The sequence below is a fragment of the Floridaenema fluviatile BLCC-F154 genome (assembly GCF_041929135.1).
GTDB lineage: Bacteria > Cyanobacteriota > Cyanobacteriia > Cyanobacteriales > Aerosakkonemataceae > Floridanema > Floridanema fluviatile.
The window spans coordinates 112,002-130,365 of the sequence record NZ_JBHFNS010000019.1 but is presented as its reverse complement, the minus strand read 5'-3'; the positions used below and the strand labels follow the sequence as shown (position 1 = coordinate 130,365).

The 18,364-nt window shown below is 36.9% G+C and carries 14 protein-coding genes; 7 read left to right on the top strand and 7 right to left on the bottom strand.

Features of this window, described 5'->3' with window-relative positions:
* Window positions 1-119: 119 nt before the first annotated feature.
* Both xrtO and ACE1B6_RS04645 read left to right on the top strand, forming a co-directional pair.
* Window positions 120-1,646, top strand: a complete 1,527-nt coding sequence (xrtO, locus tag ACE1B6_RS04650) for an exosortase O (protein WP_413256075.1) — start codon at window positions 120-122, stop codon at window positions 1,644-1,646.
* A complete protein-coding gene (locus ACE1B6_RS04645; protein WP_413256074.1) occupies window positions 1,643-4,306 on the top strand; it encodes a TIGR02921 family PEP-CTERM protein in 2,664 nt (887 codons plus the stop codon). Before xrtO ends, ACE1B6_RS04645 begins: the two co-directional genes overlap by 4 nt.
* Before the next feature lie 39 nt (window positions 4,307-4,345).
* On the opposite strand, the gene ACE1B6_RS04640 is transcribed toward ACE1B6_RS04645, so the two are convergent.
* From ACE1B6_RS04640 to ACE1B6_RS04630, 3 genes are all read right to left on the bottom strand, one after another.
* Complete coding sequence (locus ACE1B6_RS04640; protein WP_413256073.1) at window positions 4,346-5,737, bottom strand: hypothetical protein; 1,392 nt, start codon at window positions 5,735-5,737, stop codon at window positions 4,346-4,348.
* Between the two features lie 822 nt (window positions 5,738-6,559).
* On the bottom strand, window positions 6,560-7,420 hold the full coding sequence (locus ACE1B6_RS04635) for an alpha/beta fold hydrolase (protein WP_413256072.1): 861 nt from the start codon (window positions 7,418-7,420) through the stop codon (window positions 6,560-6,562).
* Between the two features lie 123 nt (window positions 7,421-7,543).
* The gene (locus ACE1B6_RS04630; protein ID WP_413256071.1) at window positions 7,544-8,923 is read right to left on the bottom strand and encodes a hypothetical protein; all 1,380 of its coding nucleotides are present in this window, start codon (window positions 8,921-8,923) and stop codon (window positions 7,544-7,546) included.
* A 672-nt stretch (window positions 8,924-9,595) separates the two neighbouring features.
* Between ACE1B6_RS04630 and ACE1B6_RS04625 the strand changes: the two genes are divergently transcribed.
* Together ACE1B6_RS04625 and ACE1B6_RS04620 are read left to right on the top strand one after the other, a co-directional pair.
* Window positions 9,596-10,369, top strand: coding sequence for a 7-carboxy-7-deazaguanine synthase QueE (locus ACE1B6_RS04625; protein ID WP_413256070.1), 774 nt, complete (start codon window positions 9,596-9,598; stop codon window positions 10,367-10,369).
* Window positions 10,370-10,387: 18 nt separating this feature from the next.
* Window positions 10,388-11,116, top strand: a complete 729-nt coding sequence (locus tag ACE1B6_RS04620) for an AIM24 family protein (RefSeq protein ID WP_413256069.1) — start codon at window positions 10,388-10,390, stop codon at window positions 11,114-11,116.
* 132 nt (window positions 11,117-11,248) lie between these two features.
* Here the strand turns inward: ACE1B6_RS04620 and ACE1B6_RS04615 are convergent, their stop codons facing one another.
* On the bottom strand, window positions 11,249-11,863 hold the full coding sequence (locus tag ACE1B6_RS04615) for a DUF3611 family protein (RefSeq protein ID WP_413256068.1): 615 nt from the start codon (window positions 11,861-11,863) through the stop codon (window positions 11,249-11,251).
* Window positions 11,864-12,174: 311 nt separating this feature from the next.
* On the opposite strand from ACE1B6_RS04615, the gene ACE1B6_RS04610 reads away from it, so the two are divergent.
* Window positions 12,175-12,357 (top strand): hypothetical protein, encoded by a 183-nt coding sequence (locus ACE1B6_RS04610; RefSeq protein ID WP_413256067.1) that lies wholly within the window; start codon window positions 12,175-12,177, stop codon window positions 12,355-12,357.
* A complete protein-coding gene (locus tag ACE1B6_RS04605) occupies window positions 12,272-13,561 on the top strand; it encodes a glycoside hydrolase family 10 protein (RefSeq protein WP_459562969.1) in 1,290 nt (429 codons plus the stop codon). The genes ACE1B6_RS04610 and ACE1B6_RS04605 overlap by 86 nt, the downstream gene beginning before the upstream one ends.
* A 45-nt stretch (window positions 13,562-13,606) precedes the next feature.
* On the opposite strand, the gene ACE1B6_RS04600 is transcribed toward ACE1B6_RS04605, so the two are convergent.
* Complete coding sequence (locus ACE1B6_RS04600; RefSeq protein WP_413256065.1) at window positions 13,607-14,737, bottom strand: AI-2E family transporter; 1,131 nt, start codon at window positions 14,735-14,737, stop codon at window positions 13,607-13,609.
* A 398-nt stretch (window positions 14,738-15,135) separates the two neighbouring features.
* Here ACE1B6_RS04600 and ACE1B6_RS04595 point away from each other — a divergent pair, with 398 nt between their 5' ends.
* Window positions 15,136-16,080, top strand: coding sequence for a DUF1848 domain-containing protein (locus ACE1B6_RS04595; RefSeq protein ID WP_413256064.1), 945 nt, complete (start codon window positions 15,136-15,138; stop codon window positions 16,078-16,080).
* On the opposite strand, the gene ACE1B6_RS04590 is transcribed toward ACE1B6_RS04595, so the two are convergent.
* Together ACE1B6_RS04590 and ACE1B6_RS04585 are read right to left on the bottom strand one after the other, a co-directional pair.
* A complete protein-coding gene (locus ACE1B6_RS04590; protein WP_413256063.1) occupies window positions 16,070-17,422 on the bottom strand; it encodes a hypothetical protein in 1,353 nt (450 codons plus the stop codon). The genes ACE1B6_RS04595 and ACE1B6_RS04590 overlap by 11 nt on opposite strands.
* A gap of 228 nt (window positions 17,423-17,650) precedes the next feature.
* The gene (locus ACE1B6_RS04585) at window positions 17,651-18,361 is read right to left on the bottom strand and encodes a tRNA1(Val) (adenine(37)-N6)-methyltransferase (protein WP_413256062.1); all 711 of its coding nucleotides are present in this window, start codon (window positions 18,359-18,361) and stop codon (window positions 17,651-17,653) included.
* Between the last annotated feature and the right edge of the window lie 3 nt (window positions 18,362-18,364).

Sequence of the window (18,364 nt, the reverse complement as noted above, 5' to 3'; positions counted from 1 at the left end):
TTCATCTGGAATGTCGCTTTGAGGAATTGAAGTTAGAAAAAATTTGACTGAGAAATGGGGCGATTTACTCGCAATATTTCTACAGGACTGTCCGAAAACCATTGGTAAATGTAGACAGTATGATTAGTGAAGACAAATTAGTTCGCTTTGAAACCAAACAAGGTGTAAATTGGGCAATACTTGGCGGAAGTTGCTTAGTTATCTTGAGTTGGTTGTATTTGAATTTATCGAGTTTGCAATGGTTGGCGCAAACTTTACCAAAAGCGGCACCATTTAGTTTAATGTTAGTGGCTTTGGGAGGGTTGCTGCTAATTATTCAAGGATTACGGTATTTTGAAAAACTGAATTTTTCAGCCGTTCCTGTGTTGCATACTTTGCCTTTAATTGTGATGATGGGAAGTGCTATTGGGGCGATCGCCATTCCCCACTTCCTCGAAATCGAACAGCTACCCATCTTACTTTTCATTCTAGGAACTTACGGATTAATCGGGCTTTTTCTTAACCCGGAAAATTGGCGAAAAGGATTACCTTTAGCATTTGCCATTGCCTGTTTATTACCATTTAGCATCCAATTTACAACAGGTTTGGGCTTTCCCATGCGTCTTTTAACTGCCCATGCTGTCGAAAGGATTTTAGCACATTGGCACATTGCGGCAATTTCTTCCGAAGATATCATACTCTTAGAAAATGGCATTGCTCATGTCGATTTGCCTTGCAGTGGCATGAAAAGTTTGTGGGTGGGAACGCTGTTTCTGCTAGCAGCAACTTGGTTAGAAAATCGCCGCATTGGACTACATTGGTTACTCGTTTGTGTGGCTAATTTTGTTCTTTTAATACTTGCCAATATTGCGAGAGTGCTAACTTTAGTTGTCACAACCTACACTTTTGGACAATCAGAACTTGCCCATCTTCTGCATATTCCTTTAGGAATATTTGCCTTTACTACTACTTGTTTGCTGACTTGGGGATTGTTGCGAGGCGTACCGTTGCGGGGCAGAGGGGCAGAGGGGCAGAGGGGCAGAGGGGCGTTTAGCTTCTCTTTAGATGCTTCTCATCGTAACCCTTACTTAGTTCAAATAGTATTAATTGTGTGTATTTTGGGGTTGACTTTCGTTCCTCAGTCGCATTTAAAAGCAGCACCTCTGGCTTTAACAAATGTGCAAGCTTCTTTGTCTTTTCCGATTCAAAGTGTGCCTTTGAAGAGTGTTGAAGAGGAGTTTTTTGCTGATTATCCGGGTGCGATCGCGCAAAAACTCCGATTCGACTTTAACGGCATTTCCGGCACCATCCTACTAGTTTCTAGTACCACTCGGCAAGCGCAACACGCCCCAGAACTCTGTTTAGCTGGCATGGGATTTCAGGTAAATAGCATGGAAAAACGGCAATTTACCTCTGATATTACCGGACGTTGGCTATCATTAAATCAGGGAAATCACAAAGCAGTTTATTGGTTTCAATCTTCCCAACGCACTACAGATGATTTTGTTTCTCGGATTTGGGGAGAAGTGACGCGCCGAGAACTTAGTTGGGTAATGATTTCGGTTTTATTCGATCGATCTTATCAACCCGATAACCCGGAAGTTGTAACTTTCTTGACAGAAGTTCATCAAGCTATTGCCGATAAATTTCAAGGAGCTATGCTATGAAAAAGGCATTTGCGATTTTCTTTTGGATATTTAATGTAACGCTTTTGTTGATTGTTTATGTGGGATATTTGCCTAGTCTTGGTCCAGCAATAATTAATGATGCGATCGCCGGACAAGTTCCCTTAAACTTTCTTTTGCCCTTTGTCGGATTAGTCGGTGTACCAACAACTTGCACAGTCATCGGCGCACTTCCCAAACAACAACAATCAACTTCGCCAAAGCGATTTACCCGATCGATCTCCCTGTTTCAAATATTTTATGGCATCGAAGCACCTTTCCTACTTTTATGTCTGTTTCGCTTCTTCGGACTGCGAGATTTAAACCCAGTTACAACCTTAGTATTACTGACAGGATTAGTCGGAACTATTGCCTTTACCCATTGGCTATTTACCGCTAGTCATCCAGAATCTAATAACTCAAATTGGGCACATTTGGTAGGACATACGCTACTGTTAGGAATTGCCATTTACCTATTAACTTTAGCAGCATTTTATGTCCTGCCCATTACTTTATTTTCCATAGTGGGTAGCGCCTATTTAGTAGTTTTTGCCGTCATTCTATTTCCCTTAACAATCCTAATACTGGGATTTTTTAGTATGCCTTGGGGAATGGGAAGAACTTACTATCGCGCTTGGCGGCAAAGCTTTAATCAACTCTCTTCTCGCTATGGTCGATCGAAAACCGCTGCATTAACTGCGATCGTTGTTGTTACTTGGATCGGACTTTTTGCCCTCGTTCAACCACAACCCCAAATCGAAGCTTTTAAACTCCTAGCAACGCCACCACAAACCGAAAAAGCAAGACAAGAATTACTCCAAAAATCCAACTTAATTCGCAATGGATTGCTAACAGCTTACTTAGCATCCTACCGCTATCCTCGGTTTCAGGATGACACTATCTTTGAAATGTATCGATGGTTTTTGCCGGAAAGTTCTGCCCGAAGTTTGCAGGAGATTTATAACTTTTTAGTTTCTCCTTTTACTTATAAAGGTGCTGATTACGATCGAGAAAAAGCCGCCGGACTTTATGCTCAATTTTTCGATACTCCCATTATCCGCGCCGAAAGACCAGCCATTGAGAAAGCATTGCAATCTACCTTTATGCGAAATGAAGCAAAAGCAGGATTGTTAGATATTAATAAACAGCGGGTTTTACTGGCACAACAACAGATAACTGTTAAGCCTCAAGGCGATTGGGCAGATATCGAAATCTATGAAGTTTATCAGAATCAAACCTATAGCCAAGAGGAAATTCTCTATTACTTTTCGCTACCAGAAACAGCAGTGGTGACGGGTGTTTGGTTGGGTGAAAATGGCGATCGATCGCAGAGTTTTCCCTTCACTGTTTCCCCTCGTGGTGCAGCCCAAGAAGTTTACAATCGAGAAGTTGCCCGTCGCGTCGATCCTGCTTTACTCGAACAAGTGGGCCCGCGTAATTATCGTTTGCGTGCTTTTCCCATTCCCCAAAAAGATCGGGGAGAAATGCACCTGTGGTTAACTTACAAAGTACTCAAACAAAATGATAATTGGCCCTTACCTCAGTTGGAAGAACGGCGAAATCTTTACTGGAATTCTGCCACTCAACGCATGATTAATGGTAAGAAAGTAGCAGCAAAAGATCGCTGGCTTCCTGACTCTCTTCCAGCAAAAGATGGACAACCAACTCTGCATCAAGTTGCGTTACCTGAAAACTATTTAATCCAAGCAAAACCCTTTGATGCGGAATATAAATTACCTCAAAATCAGCGGTTTGCGGTAATTCTTGATGGTTCTTATAGTATGAATGACCATCGATCGGAAGTAGCCTCCACTTTTCGCTGGTTACAAGAACAAGTTCTCAAGCAAAATACTGCCGATCTTTATCTCACAGCGGCGCAAGGAACACCAAAACGTTTAGATGGTTTACAAGGTTTTAAACCCGATCGAGCAATGTTTTTTGGTACACTTGAACATCGCCAAATGTTGCAACAATTCCAGCAGTTACAGGGAAATAAATCTTACGATGCGATTATTTTGTTGACAGATGCCGGAAGTTACGAACTCACAGAAAATAATAAGATGGTGCTCAAGTTGTCTGCGCCTTTGTGGATGGTACATTTAGGTGGTTTTCCTGCTGCTTACGATGATGCAACATTGCAAGCACTTCAAGATAGTGGCGGCGGTGTATCGAGTGATATGAAAACGGCGATGCAGCGGATTGGTACGCAATCTAGTTTAGGAGAATCTGCGGTAAATTTGGCGGATGGTTATGCTTGGTTTATTAACCAAAATAATAATCAAGCGCCGCAAGCTGTTGGCGGATTTACTCCCATAGCTGCACGTCAATGGGTGACACATTTAAGTCGCCAAATGCAACCAAAAAATGTGAAACAGTTAGATGCGATTCATGCGGTGGCGAAGCAATATGAAATTGTTACGCCTTATTCTTCGATGATTGTGTTAGTAAATGACCGTCAGCGGGAGGATTTAAAGCGGGCGGAACAACGAAGCGATCGCTTTAACCGAGAAATCGAAGATCAACAGTTACCTAAACCTAGTAACTTGAGTGTTCCGACTCCAGTTTCCGCAGTTCCCGAACCTGGGGAATGGTTGTTAATTTTGGTGAGTGCGATCGGTCTTGCCTTAGTCTACTACCTCAGACGCAGCGCACAACTGAACTAAATTGTAGGGTGCGTTAGTGTAAAGTAACGCACCTTTCTACTAAGCTTTACTTAAATAACCCTCTCCATAAATTTGAGGGAAAACCCGATAGGAATTTTCATCCATCATTGTCTGACAAGATGAATTTTCTCGCCCCATGTTCACTAAGTTGTATTTAATATCTCCTGTATACACAGTGAGGATAATCTTAGTAATCTCCAGAAAGTTAATTACCCATTGACAATCCTCTTCTGAGTAATTTCCATAATAATCGATCAGTTTTGACATACATAGTTCTAAGTAAGTCCGTGAAGCAGGAGAGATTAATAATAGTTTGAGAATCAAAATTCCTAAAGTTAAGGGATTCCCTTGAGAAGCAATTAAAACAAACAGATCGGAGGGTTGCTTATTTTTGTTAATAGTTAAATGTTCAATCATCCGATTCGCAGTCCGCAAAATCAAACCATTTTGCAATACTTGCCGATCTTCATGTTGGTAAAGAGTAGCCAAATTCTGGGCTAGCTGCGTTTTGATAGATTCTCCTAAACCTGTACTTTCTAAAGAAAATATCAGATAATTCAGTAAACTTTCTTTAAACTGGCTGTAGCTTAGTTGTTTAGTTTGATTCAAGAAGATCGCAGCTAAATTAATATGACTAAAATGACCATTTTTGACGAGAATTTTCTTAATCAACCTTAAAGCTTCGTCACCCAAAGCAGTCGGATTTTTAACTTTGCTATTCTTAGATAAAGCCCGATCGGAATGAATCGTATATATTGCCAGATCGAACTTGAACTTATCTTGCAATTGTTGTGACAATCTTCTCGCAGCTTGGCGTTGTTCTAAAGGATTTTCTGCATTAAGATACTGAGGAGTGAGTAAATAAGAAGTATAACGAGATTTCCAGTTTCCAGTTTGCTGATTATCATATCTAGAAGCAAATAGTTTTACTTCTTGATAATCTGGGCTGTTAATAAAATTCACGAGCAAACTTCTCAAAGTCCGCAAAAATAGAGGTGTTTCACTATAGTTGAGATTAGTCACGGAAAGCTTTTCAATCAAAATTGGAGCATATTGGGATTTTCGGCTATAAATCCAGGTATTGAGGAGAATATAAATACAACGTTTTAGAGTATTTCTAAACTCTGACTCTCTATGAGATAAAACTATGAGCCTCAAAGCTTTGTCAATCTCAAGCTTCGAGTAAACGCTAGGATTAATAAATAAGTTTTCAAATTTCGCTAACACTATCTCTGGGGCAGCAGTTTTAGCAAGATTGAGGAAAAATCGCCAAATCTTCTCTTGTGCCGCACCAATATTGTTTGCCTGTTTCTTTGACTGACTGGGAAATGTATCAGAGGCAATATTACTTACTGCATTGTCAAAAGAGTGAGTTTTAATTACTCTTAACTGATTAGCTTTTGGTTGGGATACGAAAGTGTGTGTTAGCATTGGTAGATCCATTAACTCTTGATATCTTTCTCAGTTGACTAGGTAAATGAGGGCTTCTACAAATGATGAAATTAGTTTAAGTATTTACTTTCACTAAATACTTAAGCTTTGTGAGATCAATTATTGGGTAGACATTTTTGATTAACTTTCAGTACCATGAAGCCGATGAGTACATAAGTGTCTACCTTACTCGATCGAGAAATGCGATCGTTCTGCTCTTTTAAATTGTGGTAGATGATTTTGTAGAACTAGATAATTTGATTGATTAGTTAGGCTTCTGCCTGGGCAAACAACCAATTATTGAAAATGTCTAGATTAAAGACATTTAGCACCCTGTTAATGAAACATAAGAGTTTGGTTTTATGCTGAAAAACAATTTCGCTATGTCATAAAGATGCACCTCAGCAAAAGTTGATTAATTAAAGATTAATAAATTTATTCAAGTAAACAATAACCCGATTTTGCTGGATATAGCTAGAGTTTCTCATTAATTTTTACTGAAACAAAATAATTTTAGGTTGTTTTGTAAAGTTTGTATAAATTTCTACTCAATATCAAGTTTACATTTGTACTACCTGCGAATACCTAAGCCTTGCTATACTGCTCGGTTAAGCAAATCCGATCTGCTCTGTAGGGGCGTTCGCGTAGCGTGCCGTAGGTATTAGCTAGGGTTTAAGCAAAATTCTTACCCGTTCTGCGAAGCAGTTCCTCAAAGGTATGCTTCACCCCTACCCAAACCCGAGCAGTATGCAGTATTAAGTACTTATACCGCTGCATTTAAAAAGGAAAAGTGTGACTTAACGCACTATTCCCCATTCTGATTTATGGTAGAAACTCCCGCATATATTGATTTACCAAATCCGGCTTTTCCTGCTGTACCCAATGACTAGCATCAGGAATATACTTCAATTGAAAATCCTCAACATACGTTTCTGTTCCGAAAGTCAGTTCTTTACCAAGCGCAGTATCCTTTTCTCCCCAAATCATCAAAGTTGGTACTTCCAAAATTCCCCAATTTTGATGCAACAATTTCTGTTGAAAAATATTGCGATAATAATTCAAACTCGCGGTTAATGCGCCAGGTTTTGCTGCGGCATCTTTGTAAGCTTCAATATCTGCTTGACTAAAGGCATTTTTGTCCACTGCCATGCCAGTAAACAGCTTTTTAATTATTTGATAATCTAATTGTTGCAGCACTAATTCTGGTAGCCAAGGTAATTGAAACAAAAATATATAAAAACTGCGGAATAACTGTTGGCGAGTGCGTAAACCTTGAGCAAATTTAGCGGGATGGGGAATGTTTAATACAATCAATTTTTCTACCATTTCGGGATAGGTGTAGGCAAAATACCAAGCGATCGCACCACCCCAATCATGTCCTACCAAAATACATCGATCGTAACCCAATCCCTCAATTATTCCCTTAACATCTTTGATGAATTCATCCATCACGTAAGCGGATTTATTTGCAGGTTTTTCGCTATCATTGTAGCCACGCAAATCAACAGCTACTACTTTACGATCTTTGGCAAATTCAGGAATTTGATGTCGCCAAGAATACCAAAACTCAGGAAAACCATGCAACATTAGCATCAAGGAACCTTCTCCCTGAGTTACATAATGTAGCTTCACGCCGTTGCTGTAGATGTAATCGTGTTTCCCAGTATTTTCTGTTACAAACATTGCCGTTTCCTCAGTTGCTTTCTTTATGTTAACAACCTTGGTAACAATAGCACTATTTCTTAAAATAAGAAGTAATTATATAAGTAAATAAATTAGACACAGAGTTAAAAAGTAAAACTAAATTTATAAATCTTCACTAAAGGATTGGGAAAAAATTCGATAATAATCTTCATCTATCATTGTCTGACAAGGTAAATTTCTCTGTTCCATATTCACTAAATTATATTTAACATTTTCTGTGTACATTGTTAAGATCATCTTAGTAACTTCCAGAAAATTAATTACCCATTGGCAATCCTGCTCTGAGTAATTTCCATAATAATCAATCAATTTCGACATACATAATTCTAAATAAGTTCGCGAAGGAGGAGAAATTAATAATACCTTGAGAATTAGAATTGCTAAAGTTAAAGGATTGCCTTGGGAAGCAATTAAAATAAATAGATCGGAAGGTTTATTATTCTTGTCAATAGTTAAATATTCAACCATTCGATTAGAAGTTCTCAGAATCAAACCGTTTCGCAAAACTTCCCGATCTTCATGTTGATAAAGAATATCTAATTTATGTGTTAGCTGCATTTTTATAGATTCTACTAACCCTGCACTTTCCAAAGAAAAAATTAAATATTTTAGTAAACTTTGTTTAAACTGTTGGTAATTTAGTTGTTGAGTTTGATTTAAAAAAATATTAGCTAGATGTATATAATTAAAAAATCCCCGTTTTGCTAAGAGTTTCTTAATTAACCGTAAAGCTTCATTGCCTAAAGCAGTAGGATTTTTAACTTTGTCATTGGGAAATGAAGTAGCATGAGAATGAGCCGTATACATTGCCAAATCAAACTTGTATTTATCTTGTAACTGTTGTGACAATCTTCTAGCCGCTTGGCGTTGTTCTAAAGAATTGTGAGAATTAAGATATTGAGGAGTTAGTAAATAAGAAGTATAACGAGACTTCCAATTTTCTATTTCTTGATAATCATATTTTGCTGCAAAAACTTTTACTTCTTGATAATCTGGGCTTTTAATAAAATTAATTAACAAGCTTCTCAGACTCCGCAAAAACGTAGATGAGCCACGATAGGTAAGATGAGGAATAGAAAGCTTGTCAATTAAACTTTGAGCATACTGGTATTTTCTGCTATAAATCCAGGTATTAAGCAGAGTATAAATACAACGTTTTAGAGTATTCCTAAATTCTTGTTCATTGTGAGATAATACTATAATTTTCAGAGCTTTTTCTATCTCAGGATCGGACGAAAAACTGGGATTAATAAATAAGTCGTCAAATTCTTTTAATACTATTTCTGGTGCTGTAGATTTTACAAGTTTTAAGAAAAATTGCCAAATTTCTTCTTGTGCATAAGCAAGTTGTTTTCCCGGTTGATTTGACTGACTGGGGAATTCATCCTGCTCAATATAACTTGCTGCATTGCCAAAAGAGTGAGTTCTTAACACTCTTGATTGGTTAGTTTTAGCTTGAGATAGAAAACTCTGAGATGGCATTGCTAGATCAGTTAACTCTTGATAGTAATTTACTGTTTTTTCTCTGAGCAACAGGTGATTGAAGACTTTAATAAAAGATGATAGTAATCTCAGCATTTAGTGAGAGGAAATACTTAAAATTTGTGATGTTAATCACTGGGAATCGTTTAAGCTTTGCCGTAAATATTTTCAACTCCTTTTCAGTATGATGAAACGAAGCTTTCTATACTTACTTCGATCGCTCTAACTTACCCGACGAACAAGTTTGAACATCCTGTTACTGGAAAAACCAGTTTCCCTTTATACTGAAAATATCATCCTACCAAGTCAAAAGATGCACCGATAAAGAAGCAGAACTACCTACCCTAGAGATATCCCTTAAATAAAATAACCTGATTTTCCCGGATATGGCTAGGGTTTATCTGTAATCTTCACTAAAAAGATATACGGCAATGTTCTTTTTGAAGTTTCAGATAAACTCCCTAACCAATTGAAATGCGATAGATGAAAACACTTACTATTCTAAATTTATTTCCATAGAGCTTGATTATAATGTTAAATAAATTTATGTGATTTCACTGAATTTTTGATCGTTAAATTCCAATTAGCTTAAACAAACTTTATAAATTGGTAATAGAGTAAAACAACCAGAAAAATAAAAGTTAGTATGGTTTCCAGCAAAAGAGACTAAAAATGAGCGATAATTTCCCAAAAGCGCGATTAATTGAACTGTTTTCCGCAATTCAAGGTGAAGGACTTAACGTTGGTACACGCCAAATTTTCATCCGTTTCGCCATCTGTGACTTGCGTTGTCAGTATTGTGATAGCGCCCACACCTGGCAAACACCACCCACCTGTAAAATTGAACAAACACCGGGAAAACGAGATTTTCTCAACTATCCCAATCCCATTGAACTAACATCATTATTGAGTTGGGTAGAAAAGCAAAACCAACCAGCGTTGCATGATAGCATTAGTTTGACTGGAGGAGAACCGTTACTTCACGCAAATTTTTTATTTCAATTTCTCCCAGAAGTACGTAAAATCACGGGGTTGCCCATCTACTTAGAAACAGGCGGACATCGCCCGGAAGAATTAGCAATGGTTTTACCTTATTTGGATTCTGTGGGTATGGATATCAAATTGCCGAGTGTTAGCGGAGAAAATTATTGGTCAGCGCACCAAGAGTTTTTGAAGTTATGCCATGATGCTAACGTGGAAACTTTTGTTAAGCTGATTGTTTCCAGTCAAACTAATCCCAAAGAGTTAGAATTAGCGGGAGAATTAGTAGCAAATTGCGACCCAAAAATTCCCATATTTTTGCAACCTGTAACGCCTATTCCTAATCAACCAACAATCTTAGCACCTGCGCCAGATTTGGTTTTAGAATGGCAAGGTTTAATGAAGCGATTTGTTAAACAAGTGCGGGTGATTCCCCAAACTCATAAAATGATTGGTCAACTTTGAAAAGGTGTCATTGATGATATGGAATATCTAGTTAAAGTTTTGGAACCGACAGACTTGTGGTATCTGCAAAATAATATTAACAAAGAAACTAACAAATATTACCATCCGACCAGAAGTATTCCCTTTGTCCAACAAGTTGAAATTCGTCTGGAAAATTCGGGAGTAATTATTCAAAAAGGTAGTTTACACAGATGTATGGGTAAATTATCTTATGAAATTTATAAAACTGATAATCGGTTACGAGATATTTGGGTAGCTTTAACCACAGAAATTGAATATAACGCCCCGGTTTATAAAGGGACTGGTACTGTACATTTAGAACCGCGACAAAAAGGTAGTTTTTTGCATTATACAGCGATCGACATTTTAGAGAATGAACAATGGGAATTTGATGATGGGGTATTTCAATTTTGTTCCGATAATGTAGTCATTGGGGCGAAAAGATTGAAGTATCGACAAATGCTTGGTTCTAGCGATGGTACATGGAGAATTGCCATCAAAGCTTTGCCAAATAAAACAGCAAAAGCTGTATTGGGAACAACTGCACCTGCAAAAGTTGTGGAATTAAACAGAGGTGAAATTCTAATTGCTGATTTCGATATGGTGAAAGGTTTTACTAAGGGAATTGCTGAAGATTATCGCAAATTAGGTCACTTTGGTAGAGGTGGAGGTGAAGGTTTTGTTTGGGTTTATGAGGGAGAAGGTAAATTATTAGTTACGGAAAATGAGGGAATGGGATTGAATTAATTTGGTTTTCTCGTACTTGTGGTTTTGGGGACTGGGGACTGGGGACTGGGGATTGGGGATTGGGATTTTTTATAAATCAAGCATTTTAGGAATTGCTCAGTTTTACTTATTGCCATAAGTACGGGAGAACTATTATTGACGATTTAACCAGTTAATTAATCCTAAAGAAGTTACGGTTCCGATAAAGTGAGCCGTAATTCCATTCATGTTTGCTGTGGCTACAAAAATGTCTAATGACCTAATAATTCTGGTGGGGTCGTAAATTGCTACGCCTTGAGGTTGAGCAATAGATTTTGACAATAATACACCAAGCGTTGTTCCACCTCCTAAAATAGTTAACAACATTCCCACGAAACCTGTAATTACACCCCAACGAAGAACTTGTAAAACCTCAGATTTTTGGGGATGAATTAGCTCGTTTGTTTTAAATAATCTCTTCGCTAAACGAGTTTGCCGAAAAGCGATAAAAAGAGCAAATAATAATACTACAATTCCGCATCCCGCCCAGAATATGCCTATTCCTATTCCAGGTGTTGTTGCTTCACTGTAATTAACTGCTGCTACTCCAACTTCTGGTGTTACTGCACGATTGAAACTGCGACCGGAAATTGCCAAAATTAACATTATTGTTGCCGCAGCAAGCAATATTAACTGTAGCCAAAAACTTGCCCATCCTGTCCAGCGCAAAACGTTGGCAATTCTTCTTAGTTTGTCGTCGGTTGTGGTTTTTTCTAAATTGGTTTGCATGGAAATTTCCCTATCTTTTAGGGGATTGACATCAGGTGATTGAAGGACTGAAGTCCTGACAACAGACCTTTACTTTACGATAGTGATGCGATCGCCAATCTTCGACTTCCATAAGAAATAAAATCTCTCGGCTATTCCCTGAACTTTTGGCTGAATTTGTTGGTTTAACAGCGAATTCATGCGGGAATTATTCCTTTTAAAATCAAAGGAAGACATTTGTCTAAATTAATCTGAAGATCCGATCGGCTAAGTTGAAAAATCACAAAACTCATCAGTAACAAAATCCGTAAACCGGAATACGCTATCTGTAGATGAAATTAAATCCAGTTATTTTGCTCATCAGTCAAAGTTTACTGAGTGAGCAAAAATACCTGTATAATGTTAATCTTAAAGAATTATTAAGTCGCTATGCAACTAAGAGCTTTGATAGCAAACTCACGATTAAAGTCAAAAAAATCAGCTTTGAGCCGCAAAAAATGGCGACTCTCGCCTAAATACTTTGGCTTGCTCGCTATGGCATCACTGATCGCAGTTTTGCTCATTGGTCAACCAATCAAAGCATTTGCCCAACTGAGTTTCATCCCCCAAGAACAGATTGCGCCACCAGTTGCACAGCCACCAGCGCAGGAAATTCGGGGAGTTTGGATGACGAACAATGATACTGATGTGTTGATGGATAGCGCCAAATTGCAAAATGCGGTGAATCAATTAGCACAATTGAATTTCAATACTATTTATCCAGTGGTGTGGAATTCTGGCTATGTGCAGTACCCCAACAGTGCAGTAGCGCAACGAACAGGCATTTATCAATCTTATATTGGTAAAGGGTTACAAGGACAAGATATCTTGGCAGACTTAGTGAAATTTGCTCATAGCAAAGGATTACTAGTAATTCCCTGGTTTGAGTTTGGTTTCATGGCTCCCCAAAGTTCCGAATTAGTCTTAAATCATCCCCATTGGCTAACACAAAAACAGGACGGTAGTCTAACTTCAAATAGTGCAGCGGGGGAAGTAGTTTGGTTAAATCCTTTCCTTCCCGAAGTGCAGCAATTTATTACTGATTTAGTGGTAGAAGCGATCGCTAAATATAATGTTGATGGCATTCAATTTGACGATCACACTAGCTTACCGAATCAGTTCGGATACGATCGCTACACCCTAGCTTTATACAAACAAGAAACTGGTAAAAATGCACCCAGAAATCCCCAAGATCCTGCTTGGGTACGTTGGCGTGCGGATAAAATTACCGCCTTCATGACTCAATTAAATCATGCAGTCAAACAGAGAAAACCTCAAGCAATTTTCTCCGTTGCACCTAATCCTTACATCACCGCTTACAATAGTTTTTTGCAAGATTGGGTAACTTGGGTAGATCAAAATATTGTTGATGAATTAATCGTGCAGGTTTATCGTCCTGATATGACTAGTTTTCTCGATCAAATTGGGCGATCGGAAATTCAAGTAGCGCAACAAAAAATTCCTACCGCAATTGGTGTTCTCACAGGTTTAAGAAATCGCCCCATGCCCATGCCATTAATTAAGTCTAAAGTAAAAGCAGCACGCGATCGGGGTTTAGGCGTAGCTTTCTTCTTCTACGAAAGCCTTTGGGAATACGCACCAGAACCTAGCGCCGAACGCAAATCTAACTTTAAAGCTTTGTTTAATTCTCCCGCTTCTCGCATCACAGCACAACAATAAAATACTGCTTGGTTAAATGGAAAATGAGAAAGGGAAAGGGTGGAATTATTCCTTTCCCTTTCTCCTATTATCCACTTCATTCATATAAATTTCACCTGTTACCGCTTGGGAAATTAGTTCTTGTTTTTTATCTTCTTGTTCTTTTTTCTGTTCTTTAGATTGCCATTGATTAAGTATATCCTTAACCAAGGCTTCCTTCAACCAAATTTGTACCACAATTAATAACGGAATTGCTAAAAATAAACCCAAAAATCCAAAAAAGCTGGAAAAAATTACCACTGATAAAATAGTAAATACGGGTAACAAAGACACCTGCTGCTTCATCACCATTGGTACTAAAATTAAGCCTTCAAACTGTTGAATGATAATATACAAAATTATCACTGCACCAGCTTTCCAAGGTGTATCAAGTAAAGCCAGCAATGCAGGTGGAAATACACTTAAAGTTGGGCCAACATTAGGAATAAATTCTAACAAACCTGCCAATAACGCATTAACTAAGGGCAATGGCACTTGTAAAATTAATAGGCCAATATAACTAACTATAGCAATAACCAGCATATCAAATAGAGTGCCTCTAATCCAGCCAACCAAAGAGCTTTCGCACTCGGAAAGAATTTCCTCAACTCGCCGCCGATAAAATGCCGGAAATGCCAGCACAAAAACTCGACGATATGGCGCAGGATTCACCAGAAACATGATAGTTACTACTAAGAATAGGAGAAAATTTAAGAGAATATTCAAAGAATTGTTGAAGATAGTAAAAAAGTTGCTGAACAGCCGACTTGCCCAATTTTGTAAATTTTGTGTCATTCCTTCCAAGCTACGAATATTATCTACTAGTTGTTGTGGAACTACAGTTTGTATCCAGTCAAACCAGAGACGCAATCTTTGTAAAGATAGGGGTAATAAATCAACTAATTTTTGTACTTGATCGATAATTGGTGGAAATATCAGTGCAAAGAAACCAACTATACATAATAGTAAAAGTAAAACTGTTAAACCAACAGCAACACCTCGTTTCATCCGAGTTCGCTGAAATAATATGACTATTCTATTCAAAACCGTTGCCAAAACTACTGCACCAAATACTAACAATACAATCTGGTGAATTTGCCACAATATATAAACAGATATAATGAAGGCAAATACTCCTAACCATTGCCCAAAACGCACAATTATGGCTCCTATTTTGGCTATTATTGTCAAATATTATCCTGGGTTTATTTCGGTTTGGCATCTATCTTAAGGTAGCCAACAAGAAAAAACTTATTACGCCTATACTATGGTAATTGTAATTATTGCTACGAGGAAAACCTCTGTAATTTATAAGTTTAGCTTACGGTTCGCTCATTTGTTAGGGAGTTAGAGAAATTGGGCAATTGAACCATGAAGCCAAACAGTGTTAAAATGGCTAAAATCATTATTTTGCAAGAATTACAAGCTTGTAAACTTGGACGATATTAATTTGTTAGCCGACAACTTTTGTCCATTAAAATTGATATCCTTGCCTCAAGCCAAGCTTAGTCTAAAAGCAGAAAAATAAGACAATTGTGTTTGGGAGAAAAAATCAAATGATTATTAGTGCCAGCCGACGCACCGATATTCCAGCATTTTACCATAGATGGTTTATGAATCGTATTCAAGCAGGTTATTGCGTCGTGCCAAATCCCTTTAATCGCAATCAAGTTTCCCGCATTGATTTGACTCCAAAAAATGTGGAAGTAATTGTTTTCTGGACGCGTAATCCTAAACCTTTATTATCATCATTATCTGAATTGGAGCGACTGGGATATAAATATTATTTTCAGTTCACAGTGATGAATAATCCCTGTTTTATAGACACTAATAAGCTACCTTTGCCTTCTTCTATTAAAACATTTCAAGAATTAGCTATCTTGATAGGTTATGAAAGAGTCATTTGGCGATACGATCCGATTATTTTTAGCGATCGTACTAATATAGATTTTCATCTTAAGCAATACTCGGAAATTGCTAGGCAGCTATCTGGTTATACTAGCCGATGTGTTATTAGTTTTATGGATAGGTACGCCAAAAATAATTCTCGCCTCAAAAAGATTGAAAAAGAACAAAAGATTAAAATTTTTAGCTTTGAAGATATCCCAGAAGTTTTTAGCGTTTTTTTGCCATCAATAGCAAAGATTGCTAGTCAATATAATATGCAGCTTTTTAGCTGTGCTGAATCTTATGACTTGCAATCTTATGGTATTAATCATGGTAAGTGTATAGATGATGATTATATTAATCAGATTTTTCAAATAGAAGTCAATCATAAAAAAGATTCTAGTCAAAGAGAAGCTTGTGGTTGTGTCAAGAGTAAAGATATAGGAATCTATGATACTTGTTTATTTGGTTGTCAGTATTGTTATGCAACTACCAGTTTTGATAAAGCAAGAGAAAATCACCGACAACATAATCCCGATTCGCCTTCTTTGATTGGATGGTATGAGCAAGAGAGTAGATCTCAAGTACAACAGGTAGAAACTACTAACCTTTGAGCTTAATTTTGTGCAAAGTTATAAAACTACAATCAATATCTTTACTACGAGGGATTAACTTATCTTTTCCGCTTAAGAGATTTTCTTTAATAATTGTGGGAATACTAGGGTAAGCTTTAATTTTTAAGTCTTGATATCGAGGACGATAAATTTCAAAATCATCTCGATTACTTACTTGTTCTTCCAATCGATCAATTATAGTTGCGTTTTGGCGATAATTACATAAATCGATAATAATTATTACCCGATCTAAAAGTATCTCATTAAGTAAGAAATCGATATTTTTTTGAACTGTAGATATATTATAAATTTCATTCAGACAATTTTGGAAAATGAATAGTTTGCTTTTCTTAATTATTGTTTTTATCGAATGAAGAGAATTAGATTCACATAAATCTAGGTAATTATTATTTAATTTTAAATCTCCTGACCAGTATTCCGGTATAATAAATTTTTTGGTAATATTTCTGCTTAAAGTCCATTCCTCAGAAGCAATGTCATATACATTAACAATTAACTTTTTAATATGTTGATATTGCTCTGATAACAGTTTACTTAAACCTACTATTTCTGGGCATGGCCCTCCACCAAACAAGCATACTTCTAGCGTTTCATTAGTTAAGTTTTGAAAGATATTTTGATTATGTATAATTTCTAAAATTTGAAAATTCATGTAAGCATAATGGGGATAGTAACGTATTAAATAAACTGCTTGAACTGACGCATCTGAATAATTGACTTTAACCTGATTTGATCTGTAAGAATTCCACAATTCTTCAGCTGTTTTTTGTAATGATTGTAAGTAGTTTTCAAATGTCTGGTGGTTTTCTTTGTTATAAAAATCTATTGAATTTTCTAATCCCGCTAAAATGCAATTGTATAATCCTGTTTTTTTGATTTGTCTTACTTCAGGTTTAACAGTAATTTTTTGCGTAATTTCTATTTCTTGATTTTCAAGGTAAAAAATTACAGCTTGTAGATTTTCTCGCTGCGTATTTAGAGATTTGATCTCTTCTTTAAGCTGATTAACTTGTCTAAGGATTGAGTTATATTCTTCTTCAAGCGTTATGTTTAATTGACTTTTGCTATCAATTACTTTTCCCAGACTTCTCTTTTGATTTTTCAGGTTTGAAATCTGATTTTCAAGGCTTTTTAAGTTTTCGGTGTGGATATTTTTTAGTTCTCGTTCAGATTTTTTTCTGAAAACAAACGCGCTACTAAGGGTGCTAATTGTCGCTATACTAGCTATGGCAGCACTTTTAGTAACATTTTTTTCTACTACTATACCTAAAGTAAAGGCAATACTAAAACTTAATGTTCCTAATACAAATAAATATTGCATAACTCAATTAGCCGTAATTTGATAATTTATGAAACTATAGTATTTTAGAGTAAAGCACTGATCGAAACAACCAGATTTATGAGTCCAAGCTTTTAAGCAAACTTTATTCAATTACTCACTGTAATGATACTTACAACCCATAATGAAAATTTTGTCCTTGCTGTAAGATTTCAGTTAAAGAAAGTTCCCGCAAATGCACTACAGGCTTTGAGCCTGTCTCAAAATTTGTTAATATTTCAAATAAAAGTCCTTGATTAAAGCCACAAATTCGGGGCTATAAATATGTCTTGCTGTTTCTATTACTAGCATACTTTCTTGATATTCTAGTTGACTTTTACCCAATTCTAATAATATGCGTTTAATCGGACTTTTTAAGGTTGGTTTAACGTAGAGTTTGCGCTGGCAATAAATGCCAAAACTTTTGGCTGTTTCTTGAAATGTTTTTGCTTGTTCTGTTGGATAAATTATCGCTAATCTGCCGTCTTCAGAAAGTAGCTTATCGGCTATTTGTAAGATTTCAATTTGATCGAGGGAATCGCTATGTCTGGCTATAGTTCGTGCTTTGACTGCGGCTTTGGAAGCGTTGGTGAAAAATGGGGGGTTGGAAGTTAATATATCGTAGCGTTTGGGACAATTAATTGCGTAATTTTGGATAGAATTATGATATATTTCGATGCGGTTTGACCAAGGGGAATTATTAATGTTTTCTTGAGCTTGATTAAAGGCTAGGGGATCAATTTCTACTGCGTCTATTTGGGCGAGGGAACGTTGGGCTAACATTAAGGCAATTAAGCCTGTTCCTGTGCCAATATCGAGAATTTGTTGACTGTTGGTAATATTTGCCCATGCACCTAATAAAACGCCGTCTGTACCGACTTTCATAGCACAGCGATCGTGAAATACTGTAAACTTTTTAAAGTGAAAGTAAGGATTAGGCATGGG